The organism is Scandinavium sp. M-37 (assembly GCF_043558715.1).
GTDB classification, from domain to species: Bacteria; Pseudomonadota; Gammaproteobacteria; order Enterobacterales; family Enterobacteriaceae; genus Scandinavium; species Scandinavium vulneris_A.
On the sequence record NZ_JBIGIN010000047.1, the window covers coordinates 1 to 14,157 of the forward strand.

Consider the following 14,157-nt stretch of genomic DNA (forward strand, 5'->3'; position numbering starts at 1 on the left):
ATGGCACTGAATGGCTTCACGCCGATGCAGCATATTCAGCGCATGAACTGATTCTACTTATCACCTCCGTTAAAAATGGGGGGATTACCGTCCAACTCAAACCATCTATCACATAGCAAACCGTAGATAGCGGAAATGTATGTAGATAGCGCTTAGTTATTCCCCCGCTCTTCTCATGACCAACAATTTGCTGAAGATGAAGAATGTTAGTGACCCAGCCAGCCATCGCAGCAGAGCAGACCGAGTGACGAATAGAATGCAGCAACCGCCGCTGCCCATAATCGTCCAGATAAGGAATACCCAACTGATCTCGAACATCAGCAAAGACCTTACCGATCTTAGTCATGTTTGTACCTGCCACTTCTGAAAAAATCCGATCTTTCCACTGCCTATCAACGTACTCCATGAACCCCCATTCAATTAGCTTTGGGTGAATAACTACCTGCCTTGTGGCATTCTCCGTTTTCCCCTGCCCTCCCTCAGCGATCAGGAAATAATGACGCTGGCTATCTTCGTCGAATTTAATTTGTGACTTCTCCAGTTTGCCTATCTCGCCTCTTCTCGCCCCCGTGTATGCCAATAATAACGTGATCCATTTTTGCCAGTTATCAGGCTGCTTAAGCGCCCATCCAACAAACTTTTTCATCTCCGCCGTGCTGTATGCGCCAAATCTTGCTTTTGATGGCGCAGCCACTACGCCATCAGTTGGCGATTTAGGCAGAATGTCTTTGCCCTCGGTAAGAAAAGTTTTGAACAGTGATTTGTAGATCTTGAGATGCTTATGGATGGCCTCAACACCCACCAGCTCATCCGGTGGCACGTCATCACATTCTATCAATTGCTGAATGGACATTGAGCGGTAAGGCTGAACAACACGCTTAGGCAGATTTTCAACGACTTCCATTACCTGCTTAATGTCCTGTTTGGTGATTACCGTTACATCAGTTTCCCCTCCCAAGACAGTTAGCAGCACTTCCATGTAGCGCTCATTTGCCATTGAGATCGATTTCGTCCAGTTGCGCCCTTTTTCGGCTTTGTACATAGCCCACGCATCAGAAAGGGTTAGCACTTTTTCCGGTTCGGCTGGCGCTTGAGAATCCATTATTCCAGTAGGAACAATTATCTGCTGTTGTTGGGCTAAAAGTGGATTTCTTGCAGCCTTGCGTTCTAACGTAATCAGATTTGATAAAAACGCTTCGAACACAGGGATCGGCGTAGCTAATGATTTAAGAAAAGGAATGTGCGGAATGATGCTAATCATCAAAGCAGATGCTTCGCGATAACTGTCTGTAGAAAGTGATTTTTTGTATGACCGCCCATCAGATAAGCGGATCTGAATGTAGTAGTTACCGTACCTCTTGAAGGTGTACGGAAGTGATTTTAACCTCATGGATAAGCCCTTTTTGTACCTCAAGTGCATTACGCACGGACAAAAAGAAATGTAATCCAATGATAAGTAGGCCGAATTTCGGCCCCCTACGCTGGCATTATCCAGATCAGGTGGTACGGGTATTTCTCAGCCTTCACAAAGAAGGGCACCCCGAGTCATTTGGTAACCATTAGGTTACCGCCAGCAAGGTTAGGGGAAGTTGTTTGTTGAAGCAAGCCTGCCGACCCAGATCGCTTACATTTGCCGATTTTTCGCAGCATTTAATGTACATTTTTATCTTTAAAAAAAGTTAACCCACACCTTTCACTTTCGTTTGAAACATTATTTCATTAACCCCTAAATATCACTTTCGAACTTTTGACTATGCGTGCTATTTGTGATCAAGGTCAATATTTGGATCATCATTATAATGGATAGTTCACGCCGCAAAATAAGCGGCATGAATAATAAAAACATTCTCATCCTTGATGACCTACAGAATGATCAATGTAAGTAAAATAATTTACATTTTTAATCTAAATTTGTTAATGAGATATTGTCAAATGAAATCAAATAAAGCACTCGTTTCTATTGCTGTGTTTATTGCTATTTTTTCATCTACGGTCAATGCGGCCACTCTCGCCTCAGATGTTAGCTTAGCCGATGGTGGCGATGTTGAAACTGCAATTAACCAACTTTCTGGCGCTGTGGCTGGAATTGGCTCTGATATAACACGAATTGATACTATTAATACTCAACAAACCAACGCTATTACTCACAATGCCTCTGATCTCAATGGCCTTAAAGATGTTGCTATCATTCATGACCAGAGTATTAATAAAAACACTGCTGATATTGCATCATTACAAACTGATAAAGTTGATACGACGACTTTTGATATTTATCAGAACAGCCAGAATGACAAAGACACTAGCCAGGATATGGCAATTGGTGCGGCTCAATCTACTGCTGATATTGCTAATAATAAAGCAGAAGCCAATACCACCCGTATTACCACTCTTGAGAATGAACCAAAACCTAAAGACGGTGTAAATGGTAAGGATGGTATTACTACAACTATCACTAAAGTCGATACTGTTTCACAGGCTAAAATTGCGTCTCAAAGTAACCAGATTGCCACCCTCAAAACGCAAACCACGGCACAAGCCCATGATCTGAATGCCGCTAAACAAGTATTTGAACAAGCACAGGCGAGCAGTAACACACAATTCAGAAGCCTTAAAGATGAAGTAGATAGCAACAAAAAAGAAGCGCGTTCAGGCGTCGCGAGCGCCGTGGCTATCGCCTCAATGCCGCAAGTTGAAAAGTCTCAGGCTGTCATGTTCTCAGCAGGTATTGGTTCCTTTAAAGATGAACAAGCGTTAAGCGTGGGCGCTTCTTTCCATGCTGGCGAACATGCGATTATCAAAGCAGGGATTAGTGATTCGACTAATAATGATTTAGCGATGGGTGCAGGCATTGGTATCGGTTTTTAAGATTAACCCGGCCCCTTTTTGACAGAGGGGCCAGACTGCTGACATTTGCTTCTTTAACACAGATTTACCTGATACGATTTTCGCCAATAACAGGTATCCTAAGCCGATCAGGCTCAGGCCACGCGTTTACTGAACTCCCAGGTACATCTCTGTATGCGAAAAATGTTTAAAGTGTCGCTGCTGCTGGCGTTGCTGTCATGTTTTATGTTGACTCCGTTTCTGGCCGAGGCGGATGACAGCCAGGCGCAAACTGATGTGGAACAACCGGTAAAGGTTAATGCCAACATCGCGTTACCCGCTCTGCAAAAACGTCTGGATGCGCTGAAGCAGCAGGTTTCTACCGCGAAGGTGGACAAGCAATTCACGGCGCTGAATGATGAAGCCCAGCGGCTGGTTAGCGACGCCGATAAGCTCGCCGTGGCACTGGCTCCGCAGCTGGCACAGGTTCAGGCTCAGCTGGATGTCCTTGGCCCACCGCCGGCCCCCGGCACGCTGACGGAAACCCCGCAGGTGGTCAGCCAGCGCAAACAGCTTAATAACAGCAAAACCCTTCTGACCACCCAGATTGAGCAAACCAAAGCCATCGGCGTGGGCGCGCAGAACTTATCAGCTCAAATCTTTGGTTTACGCCGTGATGCGTTAAAAACCCAAATTGCGCTGAACACCGGCAGTATTCTCGGGGAGAAATTCTGGTCCCCACTGATTAATCCGGCCGAGAAAGATGCCGCACGCTTTGATGCTTTTGGTTCACAGGTCAGTGACGCCTGGCGCCAGGCATGGAGCGAAGAGTGGCGTGTGGGTTCTGGATCCTATCTGCTACTGGCGCTGGTCATTGGCCTGTTTGGACGCAAAGCGCTGGATAAACCCGTTGGCTGGATCCTCCCGCGCTGGTTGCCGCAGGGCCGATTCCGTCGAAGTTTTCTCGCCTGCTTCACCACGCTCAGCACGATGTTTACGCTGGGCATCAGCATGCAGCTGTTGGTTTATATCTTCACACGGTTGCCGGATACCGCGCAGCCGGTGCTGGAATTTGCCGATCAACTGGTCGAGCTGACCTATTTCTCGGCGATCATCGCCGGGCTTGGGATTGCCTTACTGTCGAACAATCACCCTTCCTGGCGTCTGCCGGGGATTGCCGATTCGCTGGCGAAAACGCTCGGGTCGTTCCCGGTCCTGCTAGCGACGTCCATCTTCATTTTCGGCATCATTGAGCAGCTCAACGCCCTGGTCGGAACCAGCATTGCCGCCACCCTGTTTGGCAACGGATTGTCGGCCCTGTTGGTGGCATTGAACTGTCTGATAGCGCCGGTACGCGTGAACCGTATGCGACGCAAAATGCGCGCCGAGGGTGAGCAGACTGAAGCCCGCTCAACGATTGCGGGCCTGATTCATCTGGTGATCAGCCTAACGGCGGTGGTTATTCTGGGTGCGTTGCTGATCGGTTATATCCCGCTGGCGCGCTTTGTCACCTTTGAATTGCTGTGGATTGGCCTGGTGGTCAGCTGTCTGTATCTGCTCATTCACTTCGTGGTCGATCTCTGCGACAGCGTGTTCTCCCCGTCCACCCAAAGCGGCAAAATTCTCAAAAGTACGTTGAGCCTTAACGATCGTCACCTGTCGCTCGCCGCCACGCTGTTCTCGGCGGTGGGGAAAACCTCGCTGTTGCTGATGGCCGCCATCGCGCTGCTCAACGGGACTTTCGGCAGTACCACCCCGGTCGAGTTATTGAAAAAAATCGTCGATATTTGGGGCGGCGAAGGTATCGGTGGCGTCAGTATTATTCCGGCGCATGCTCTGAATGCGTTTCTGTGTCTGGTGATTGGCTGGTACGTCTTACGCTCCACCCGTCGCTGGCTGGATAACGACTTCCTGCCAAAAACCATGATGGATCGTGGCCTGCGAGCGTCGCTGGTCACGCTATTCACCAACGTCGGCTATGTGCTGATCATCATGCTGACGCTGTCTATGCTCGGCATCGAATGGAACAAGCTGGCGTGGATTGTCAGCGCCCTGTCGGTAGGTATCGGTTTTGGTCTTCAGGAGATTGTGAAAAACTTTATCTCCGGTCTGATCCTGCTGACAGAACGTCCGGTCAAAGTGGGCGACCTGGTGAGTATCAGCGGCGTCGAGGGGGATATACGGCGGATCAATGTCCGCGCCACGGAAATACAGCTCAGCGATAAATCGACGGTGATCGTCCCCAACTCGCAGTTAATTTCGCAGAACGTACGCAACGCCACCATGGGAAATGCACAAGGCGTGGCGACCATTACCCTGACCTTCCCGCTGGATATCGACCCTGAACAGGTGCGTAACCTGCTGCTGATGGCCTACACCCTACACGAATCCATTCTGGAAGCTCCCGCGCCATCGGTCAGCTTTAAAGAGTTAGGGCCGAACGGCATTGTGCTCAGCGTAACGGGTTATGTGAACAGCCCGCGCATGGTCAGTTCTACACGCAGTGATCTGCTGTATGAAATCCTTAAGATGCTCCGCGAGGCGAATATTAGCCTGAGCCAGACACAAACCATGATCCTCGAACAGCCGCATAAAGCGGTGACAGAGGAATAACAGACAGGGCCACCCTGGCGGTGGCCCTTTGACATTAAGAGAACTATTAACCGGATGGCGTTAATAGAAACAGTAATAGAAAAACACCAACCACATATTTATTAGTTAAACCTCTAACGAAAATCTGTTAGCTTTCAACTCATTCACTAAATAAATAATTTCTATTTTAGTTTCTTAGGCGTACGCTTCAAAAAAACCATCACTGTGTGAGTTTTATGCCCGTCAATGAAAAAATTAAACCCACATCGGGTACATCTATAGTTCCCGGAGGTGTCAGGCAACTCACTATAGGGGAAATAGCATTAGCTAAGACGCTTTACGGCGGTAGCATCAAATATTATCGCGTGTGGGTACACCGGGAGAGCTATCTTCCGTTTAATCTACAACCTATAAATTTCGCTATGACGCCCAATGGAGAACTGTGGTTTAGGGAGGGAACTTATTCACCTGATTTTTCCTTAGATGAACTACCAAAGAAACACATATTTATGCATGAAATGATGCACGCATGGCAAACCCAAAAAGGAATGTTTGTCCGAACCAGAGGGCTTTTTTCCCGTTTTGCTGATTATACATACAGCTTAGATAAAGCTGATTTGTTTCACTACGGGCTTGAGCAACAAGCATCTATCGTAAGTGATTTCTGGTTACTTCTGCACTTTGGCTTTGAAGGCAACAATGGATTATATAAATACCGTGATTACGATCCTAATGGCTCAGTTTACTCGTTAATCCAAAAATATAAATCAGCATTAAAAGGATTCCCCGGATGAAAACATTGCTGCTCATACCTTTAGCACTTCTTTTAACAGGTTGTCCTGGCGGACCTTCAGCACCTGAATACCGTGGCATTTTTATGCAAAATGATGTAATTTGCTTTAGCATAAATAATAATGAGATATTAGAACATTACAACATTTACTATGCACCAAAAGGAATATATACGAGAATTAAAACGGCTGAGGGTTTAAATCTATCATATCCTGACACGTGCATTAAAGTTAAATTTAAGAATGGGTATGAATATAGTATTTACTATGGTATTGATGGAAAATCCTATACAGATAATTTCTTTATTGACAATGATGGAAGGCGTTAAAATGTCACTACCCGCTTATTTATTTCTTTACGATGAAAATGGAATACTGGTGCCGGGAAACTGTATTATTCCCGGTCGGGAAGGCGCTATCGAAGTGATGAACAGCAGCTACGGTATGAGACAAGGTGTCGATAGCCATACGGGAAGCATGACCGGGACAAGGCAACACGACCCTGTCATCATTCATAAGCAGCTTGATAAATTGAGTCCTTATCTTGCTGTCGCATTGTGCGAATCAAAACGCTTACAGAAAGCAGTGATTAAATACTATGAAACTGTAGATGAGGGATTAGAAGTTGAAATTTACAGTATCACGCTCAACAGCGTGGTTATTTCATCTGTTGACTTCACTCATGTTTATTATCCGGGCAGTTCTTCACCTAACATGCACGAAGTTGTTGGCTTCGGATTTCGGGGAATTGAATGGAATTACGTTAGAGGCAATATTAAATATGATGATGCCTGGATGAAGCCAGCCCCGCAGCAAAAAACAAATCAACACGAGCAGGGCCAACAGTAGTCCTGACGCTTATCGCAGTATCCGACGCCTCACTCCCGCGCCAGACGTCGCCATTCTTCACGCGTGATTTCCCACAGTTCTGAGTCCAGTTCACCCGAAACGTATTGCGCTTTTTCCGTACGGACCAAACGCATACCGCTGCGGCTGGAGAGCTGTCGAGAGCGTTCATTCACCGCCGCTTTCGGCGCTCTGAGCACTTCTTTGTCCAACGTTTCAAACCAGAAATAATTCACCGCCTCGCAGGCTTCGGTCATGAGACCTTGCCCCTGAAATTCCGGCACCAGCCAGAAACCACGGTTGTTATCCGGCAGATCCATTAGCGAAATCACGCCAATCAGTTCCTGATCGTTATCCTTGTGACGCAGTGACCAAAACCAGCCTTTACCGTTTCGACTGGCCTCCAGTGCCACATTATCAACATAATGCTGTGCCGCGCCTTCGGGGAACGGCCACGGCACGGAGGCGATCAGATATCGCACGATTTCCCAACGCGGGAATTTGCGCTGAATGTGTATGGCGTCCTCTGAACACAGCGGGCGGAGAATAAGCCTCGACGTGATGATTTCCGGTGTCGTTATCATTGTCCCCTCTTACAATTAGTCAGGTGCTAATCCGTTATCACATCAAAAAGCGTGCGCAACGCCAGTTTCCCCGACGCAGTAACCGTCACCTCTCGGTATCCCGGGGTGCGAGTTAACCATCCTTTATGCTGACAATGCAGAAGCAGCGCGGCACCCACACTACCAGCAACATGATATCGCCGTTCGCTCCAGTCAAGGCAGGCACAACACGCTTTCCGTTTGCTCTCATCGCCAAGTGCAATGCCCAGCCGGGAAAAATGGTCGCGCCCGGTTTCGGTGAGTGCGGAACCATCGGCTTCGAGCCAGCCCTTTTTTACCAGTGAATCATAAAGCCTGACCGCAACCTCACCCGCCAGATGGTCGTAGCAGGTTCGCGCCTTTCTGAGTGAAACAGGGGTACGAACGATCGGTGAAGGGTGACTTATTCCTGACAGGCCCATCAGCTGTTCGAGTAGTTTAGCGACATCGCTGCCCGTCAGACGGTAATAACGATGTCGCCCTTGAGATAGACATGTAACCAGCCTGTTTTGCAGCAACCGCGCAAGATGAGCACTGGCCGTGGAGGCGGAGATGTCCGCCACGGTAGCCAGTTCCGTTGCGGTCCACGCGCGGCCATCCATTAAGGCACACAGGATTTTCACCCGAGACGCATCTGCCAGCGCCGCGGCAAGGCTCGCCATCGAATATTCCAGCGCACTGTCGTTGTCGGTGTCATCCTGATGCTTGTGCATGGTTACCTACTGTTTTCTGCCCACGACCTTGTCACCTGGTCTGCTTTATGTGGATTGTCCGTCACCAGAATTAACCGGTTCGCATGATCGCTGTATTGCGTAAGTATGGCGATACCATGCTGCGCAAGCGTTGCCGCAATCGCGCCAAGCTCGCCGGGACGCTCCTGTTTTAATTTGCGGATAAGCGGCGTGCAAACAGCCACCACCACAAATCCGGCGTTTTCCAGTACGGCTCTGGCTTTCTGACCATCATCGACAAGAAAATGGGCATGGGCGCATTCTCCGACCGTAAAGACGCCACCGCCTTCCAGGCCCACGCCCTGTTTGCCAAGCGTAATGCCTAATAGCGCGAGTTGGCCAGGTCTATTATCCAAAATAACGTGAACATCATCCATGATGAATCCCCTCTTGTGCAGTGAACGAATATTCACGAATGAGTTCCGCCACACGGATTTGATAAGTGGCAAAGACCGACGCTCTCCCCTCAGCCTGGGCCTGCTGGTGCAGCATATTTTTTTTCCAGGCCAGCACTGCCTGTTCGTCTTTCCACCATGAGAGTGAAAGAACTTTGCCTGGCGTGGTAAGACTCTCAAATCGCTCAATCGAGATAAATCCCTCCACCTCTGTCAGGAAGGGTTTAAGCTGCGCGGCCAGCGAAAAATAGCGGTCCTGTTTTTGAGGAGAAAGGGTCGCTTCGAAAAGTACAGCAATCATGTTATAGCCCTCGGTGATGGTATTAACGAGGACTATAACGAACAGAAAAACGGATACTTCGTTGAGGAACGAAGTATGCAGACGTGGCGACAGACCCGCAATTATGCGTAAACGCCAGAGGTCGTCCAAGGAGGGGACGGGGTCGAGGATTGAACGCACAACCCCGTAGCACTGCGTGTTCTGACCATTCTCAGCGGTGATATACCCGAATAGAAAAACGCAGCCAACCGGAAAACACCAGCAAAAATATCATCAGGCTAAGCCATTCTGCTACTCCGGTTTTATCGAACAGGATGCCGATAAACGCCAGTATCAGAGTGGCTATCAGTAATATCAGCAGCGTCTGTCGTGAGCTAAAGCCGCATTTCATTAAAATATGATGGATATGTCCGCGATCCGGCCGGAATGGGCTATTACCGCTGAGTAAACGCCGCAGCGAAACCGCACACATATCCCCTAACGGTAACGCAATAAGCCATAGGGCTGTCGCCGCATCGATTACGGCGTCCTCAGACTGCGTGGCGATGATCAGAAACCAGATGACAACGAAACCAATTACCGTACTGCCCGCATCCCCCATAAACACCTTGCGCTTTGAACCGCCAATAAGACCCAGATTCGCGATAAGGTAAGGGATCAGTGCCAGCATTAACGCCAGACACCATTGCCACGCGCCATCATTACCGTGCACATAAAACAACCATCCCAGCGCCCCAAAGGTGACACTGGAGACCGTGCCGAGTAAACCATCGATACCATCGATCATGTTGAACGCATTAATCGATGCCCACATGGCAATCAGGGTAATCAGCCAACACAGGGCACCGAGTGTGACGACATATCCGGGTATAATTTCGCCAAGTGTCCATAACCCTAGCCCTTCACGTATCATTAGCACTGCGGCAATCGCCTGAACAATAAGACGCGGGAGCACGGGCAGGTTAAAACGATCGTCCAGACTCCCCACCACCAGCAACATCAATGTGCACAGCAAGAATATTTCCTGATGCAGCAGCCAGTTGGGCTGTAACACGTGCAATGAACTCATCGCAATCCAGAGCGAGATCCCCCCCACCAACGGAATGTGACCTGTATGGATCTTACGCGCGTCGGGCCTGTCCACCAGGCCAAATACCGGAGCAGCCCTTCCAGCCAGCGCCAGCCCGACGGTTGCACTCAGCATTATGATTAAAAATTCCATATGATTGACTCTCTCCAACCAGCCGCTGTCGGTTTTTTAGTTAACGCAAAAGTCTCGCCGCGGTGGCGGGTATTAATTTTTGTCACTGTAACTGTAACCATAATGGTCATAGCCGTAGCCGTATGCGCTACTGGCGCGTCTGACGACGCCGTTGAGGATCGCCCCTTTAACGTTCACGCCACCCTGCTCCAGACGCTGGACGCTGACCGTCATCTCTTTCACGCTATTCATCCCGAAACGTGCAACGAGCAAGCTCGTGCCTACGATGCGCCCCATCACCACCGCATCGGTGACTGCCAGAACCGGCGGCGTATCCACGATAACCATGTCGTAATTATCGTTCGCCCACGCCATCAATTGGCGGAAGCGTTCATGCATGAGCAGTTCCGCCGGGTTCGGCGGCACCTGGCCCCGGGTGATGACATCAAAATTTGCCTTGGCAAAAGGTTTCACTACCTCTGCCATGCTGGCCTTGCCGGAAAGCAGATCCGAAAGCCCGCTTTCATTGTCGATGCCTAACAGGTCATGCATATAGCCGCGGCGCATATCGGCATCGATAAACAACACTTTCTGTTCGGACTGCGCCACAATCGCCGCCAGGGAGCTGCTGATAAACGTCTTCCCACTGTCTGGGGTGGCTCCGGAAATCATCAGTACGTTGTTCGGCGACTCCATCATTGCGAAGTGGAGACTGGTACGCAGGCCACGAATGGCCTCTATCGCCAGGTCGGTCGGATAATCCGTTGCCAGGAACGGGACGTTCTTGGTTTTATGGCGTACCTTTTGCGAAAGAATATTTTTACTGCGTAGGCGCGTTTTCTTCATCAGCCATTCAGACATTGGCACCGTGGCATAGACATTAATCCCCTGCTCCTCCAGTGCTTCCGGTGACTCAATGCCACGGCGCAACAGTGAGCGCGCAAGCACCAGTCCTACCGAAATAAAGAGCCCCAGGATAATCCCGATCGCGACCACGATGGCTTTTTTCGGTTTGATTGGCATCGGCTGGGTCAACGCGGTGTCGATAATACGCACGTTACCAATCGCGCTGGATTGGGAGATGCTCAACTCCTGCTGACGGTTAAGCAGTTGCAGATAGACTGCGCGGCCGGATTCTACGTCACGACTCAAACGAAGGACCTGCTGCTGAGTTGACGGCATGGCGGACACGCGCTTATTCAGTCGGTTTTTTTCCTGCTCCAGCGTTCGACGCTTATCCATCAGCGCCTTATAAGTAGGGTGATCCTTTTTATACAACTGAGAAATCTCAGCTTCCCGGAAAGTTAACTCGTTGAGTTGATTATCCGCGTTGACTATCTGTTCCAGTACCGCTTTGGCTTCAAGATTGAGATCCACCGAATCTCTCTGCTTGCGATAGTCGTTAAGCTTATCTTCTGCTTCATCCAATTCACCCCGCACCTGCGGGAGCTGCTGCTGTAGAAACTCAAGGCTTTTCGAGTCCTGAGCCGCCTGGCGAGCAATGTTCTGCTGCAAATAATTATCAGCAATGCTATCGACGATGCGGGCAATCTGCTGAGGGTCCTCACCGGTCATCGTCAGTTCCAGCATTCCACTGTCTTTACCACGATCGCGGACGGTGAAATTCAGCTGTAGATCGGTAAGGATTTCGGGTTCCGGCTGCTGGCGAAGCAAAAATGCGGTGCCCGGTTTCGCCTGAATATCTGACACTTTCAGGGCCACACCGTCTTTGTCCAGCAGTTGCCCGACCTCACCTTTTAGCTGGAAACCCTCGCCTTCAAGCAGATAGTGCCCCTTCTCACCCACGGTCAACAACAGGGTTTGTGCCTGGCCCTTTCGCGGCGGGATGTTCATCCAACTGATGACTAATTGGCCCTGTGTCTCCCCTGTCAGACGTGCCCAACCGCGGCCAAACAGCGGAAAATACTGCTGCTGTACGATGTTGCGCAGGTTGAGATCGCTGATCGTTTTTCCGAGGATCATCCGAGACTGTAGCAATTGTATTTCAGAGGCCGACTCCGGCGAGCCGGTCGGCATTAACTGGCTCAGGCTACTCAGAATAGAGTTCCCCTGCTTCTGCTCCACCTGAATCAACGCATCAGCCCGATACACCGGCGTCGAGAACAGGGCATAAACCAGCGCCGTGAGCGTAAACAGTGCGGTCACGCTGATGATGACCAGACGGTGGTCGATAAGCTCACCGAGCAGGCGAACCAGATCAATTTCATTATCTGGCGCAGATGCTCCGCTTTGAGCATGAATGTTTTTCGTCGACATAACAGTCATTCCGTGTGGTTAGCTGAGCCTTTTCGCCCATTCTTGGCTGGCCCGCTCAAGCAGGCCGTAAACATGTTCAAACGCCTCTGTACTTTTACGGTACGGGTCGGGGATCTCTTTTGCCTCCGTCCACTGACCAAAAAGCATCGTTTTACCCCGGGCTTGCGGGGCAATAGCCGTTACCTGCTCAATATGTACAGGCTCCATCACCAGAATCAGATCGTATTCCCTGGCGAGAGCAGGCGTCAGCTTGCGGGCCACATGCCCCTCCAGCGATAGCCCGTAACCGGCGGCGACCTGTGAGGCGGTGACATCTGCCGTTTTGCCAACCAAACCGTACGTCCCGGCCGAGTCTACTTTCAGCGCCGGTAACAGACGGCGAAGCAGACGCTCGCCAGTCGGCGAGCGGCAAATGTTGCCCGTGCAAATAACCAGCACGGCGTTAAATTTTAATTTGGCCATGTTTTGATGAACCGCGCGGTTTCGGTGAGGTCATGAACGCCGGAGATAGTAGGTACCAGCTGAGAGATAACCCGGTTCCAACGCACCAGCGGCGCAGTCGTCACATAGACGATGTCATAAGGCTCTAGCTGGAACTCGGTGCCGAGCACCATCGCGGAAGCATCCTGGGCGTTCAACTGATAGATGTTAGCTATCTTGCCGTTTTGTTTGCCCTTAAGTGAACGGATGACGAAAATGCCGGTGGCATCTGACATTTCTTGCTTCACCCCTTCGGCGTTGCCCAGTGCCTCTGCAAGGGTCATGCCGCTACGATCCATTCTCAGGGTGCTCTGTTTGCCGACTTCACCCATCACAAAGACCTTCAGGTCATCGTTTCGCGGCACGAACAGGATATCCCCCGGATACAGCATTTTGTTCTGGGTCAAATCACCACGTTGCATCAGGGCATACAGAGACAGGCGGGTATCCTTGCCTTTATGCGTCAGCACCACGTTGCGCCAATCGGCATCCGAGGTCAGGCCACCCGCAGCGTTGATAGCATCCATCACGGTTAAAGGGATGTTTGTTATTGCCTGCTGACCGGACTTCGCCACTTCACCGGTTACATACGCCTTCTGCGAGCGAAATGCGGCGATACTGACATCCACCTGCGGGCTCTCAATAACGTTGTCCAGACGGGCGGTGATTGACTGACGAACTTCGGTCAGCGTTTTCCCGGCCACCTTCAGATGACCGACGTAGGGATAGAAGATAGTGCCATCGGCGTTTACCCAGTTACCCGTATCGCTGGCGCTACGATACTGACCTGCCGGGGTGGTCAACTCAGGATGATCCCACACGGTGACCATCAGCACGTCGCCGACGCCGATACGGTACTCATACTTCTGCAGTTGTTCGTCCAGTTGGGGATTGGCCCGAGAGGCGATATTTCCCGGTCGGAGTTGATCAATCAGTCCCGGCGTCAACGGCCAAACGTTAATCATTTTATTGATGTCATATTGGCTGTCCGGCAGCGCAATAACGTCTTTTCCACGGGTACTAAGCCCCTGCCCCGGCACCACGGTGCAACCGCTGAGGGTCACCATAACCAGTCCCAGTATTGAATATTTAAAGTTACGCTTTTTCATTAGGTAGAATCGTCAATTAATCAAAGAGTT

The 14,157-nt window shown here is 50.2% G+C and carries 13 protein-coding genes, 1 pseudogene and 1 riboswitch; of the genes and pseudogenes, 5 read left to right on the forward strand and 9 right to left on the reverse strand.

What is annotated here, in order from left to right; genetic code table 11:
- Positions 1–91: 91 nt before the first annotated feature.
- Positions 92–1,390, reverse strand: a pseudogene (locus ACG0Z5_RS21920) (tyrosine-type recombinase/integrase); the annotation flags it as partial.
- Positions 1,391–1,457: 67 nt separating this feature from the next.
- Positions 1,458–1,553: riboswitch (TPP riboswitch) on the reverse strand.
- 379 nt (positions 1,554–1,932) lie between these two features.
- Between ACG0Z5_RS21920 and ACG0Z5_RS21925 the strand changes: the two are divergent.
- From ACG0Z5_RS21925 to ACG0Z5_RS21945, 5 genes are all read left to right on the forward strand, one after another.
- Positions 1,933–2,865 (forward strand): YadA C-terminal domain-containing protein, encoded by a 933-nt coding sequence (locus ACG0Z5_RS21925; protein ID WP_394451164.1) that lies wholly within the window; start codon positions 1,933–1,935, stop codon positions 2,863–2,865.
- Between the two features lie 153 nt (positions 2,866–3,018).
- Positions 3,019–5,436, forward strand: a complete 2,418-nt coding sequence (locus ACG0Z5_RS21930; RefSeq protein ID WP_394451166.1) for a DUF3772 domain-containing protein — start codon at positions 3,019–3,021, stop codon at positions 5,434–5,436.
- Between the two features lie 215 nt (positions 5,437–5,651).
- On the forward strand, positions 5,652–6,209 hold the full coding sequence (locus ACG0Z5_RS21935) for a type IV secretion protein Rhs (protein ID WP_394451168.1): 558 nt from the start codon (positions 5,652–5,654) through the stop codon (positions 6,207–6,209).
- The gene (locus tag ACG0Z5_RS21940) at positions 6,206–6,535 is read left to right on the forward strand and encodes a putative T6SS immunity periplasmic lipoprotein (RefSeq protein ID WP_394451170.1); all 330 of its coding nucleotides are present in this window, start codon (positions 6,206–6,208) and stop codon (positions 6,533–6,535) included. The genes ACG0Z5_RS21935 and ACG0Z5_RS21940 overlap by 4 nt, the downstream gene beginning before the upstream one ends.
- Before the next feature lies 1 nt (position 6,536).
- On the forward strand, positions 6,537–7,055 hold the full coding sequence (locus ACG0Z5_RS21945; protein WP_394451173.1) for an Hcp family type VI secretion system effector: 519 nt from the start codon (positions 6,537–6,539) through the stop codon (positions 7,053–7,055).
- Between the two features lie 29 nt (positions 7,056–7,084).
- Here the strand turns inward: ACG0Z5_RS21945 and ACG0Z5_RS21950 are convergent, their stop codons facing one another.
- The 8 genes from ACG0Z5_RS21950 to ACG0Z5_RS21985 form a co-directional block, all read right to left on the reverse strand.
- Positions 7,085–7,633 carry a GNAT family N-acetyltransferase gene (locus ACG0Z5_RS21950; protein WP_394451210.1) on the reverse strand — a complete coding sequence of 183 codons (549 nt, stop codon included), beginning with the start codon at positions 7,631–7,633 and terminating at the stop codon, positions 7,085–7,087.
- A 29-nt stretch (positions 7,634–7,662) separates the two neighbouring features.
- Entirely contained in the window at positions 7,663–8,367 is a 705-nt protein-coding gene (locus tag ACG0Z5_RS21955; protein ID WP_394451175.1) for an ArsR/SmtB family transcription factor, read from the reverse strand.
- A gap of 2 nt (positions 8,368–8,369) precedes the next feature.
- The gene (locus ACG0Z5_RS21960) at positions 8,370–8,762 is read right to left on the reverse strand and encodes an amino acid-binding protein (RefSeq protein WP_394451177.1); all 393 of its coding nucleotides are present in this window, start codon (positions 8,760–8,762) and stop codon (positions 8,370–8,372) included.
- Positions 8,755–9,081: an antibiotic biosynthesis monooxygenase family protein gene (locus ACG0Z5_RS21965; RefSeq protein ID WP_394451179.1), complete on the reverse strand. Its 327-nt coding sequence runs from the start codon at positions 9,079–9,081 to the stop codon at positions 8,755–8,757. The genes ACG0Z5_RS21960 and ACG0Z5_RS21965 overlap by 8 nt, the downstream gene beginning before the upstream one ends.
- A gap of 190 nt (positions 9,082–9,271) precedes the next feature.
- Positions 9,272–10,282, reverse strand: coding sequence for a UDP-N-acetylglucosamine--undecaprenyl-phosphate N-acetylglucosaminephosphotransferase (gene wecA, locus ACG0Z5_RS21970; protein ID WP_394451181.1), 1,011 nt, complete (start codon positions 10,280–10,282; stop codon positions 9,272–9,274).
- A gap of 72 nt (positions 10,283–10,354) precedes the next feature.
- Positions 10,355–12,538 carry a tyrosine-protein kinase gene (etk, locus tag ACG0Z5_RS21975; protein ID WP_394451183.1) on the reverse strand — a complete coding sequence of 728 codons (2,184 nt, stop codon included), beginning with the start codon at positions 12,536–12,538 and terminating at the stop codon, positions 10,355–10,357.
- Positions 12,539–12,556: 18 nt separating this feature from the next.
- Positions 12,557–13,000 (reverse strand): protein tyrosine phosphatase, encoded by a 444-nt coding sequence (locus ACG0Z5_RS21980; RefSeq protein ID WP_394451185.1) that lies wholly within the window; start codon positions 12,998–13,000, stop codon positions 12,557–12,559.
- Positions 12,988–14,127, reverse strand: a complete 1,140-nt coding sequence (locus ACG0Z5_RS21985) for a polysaccharide export protein (RefSeq protein WP_394451187.1) — start codon at positions 14,125–14,127, stop codon at positions 12,988–12,990. Before ACG0Z5_RS21985 ends, ACG0Z5_RS21980 begins: the two co-directional genes overlap by 13 nt.
- Positions 14,128–14,157: the final 30 nt, after the last annotated feature.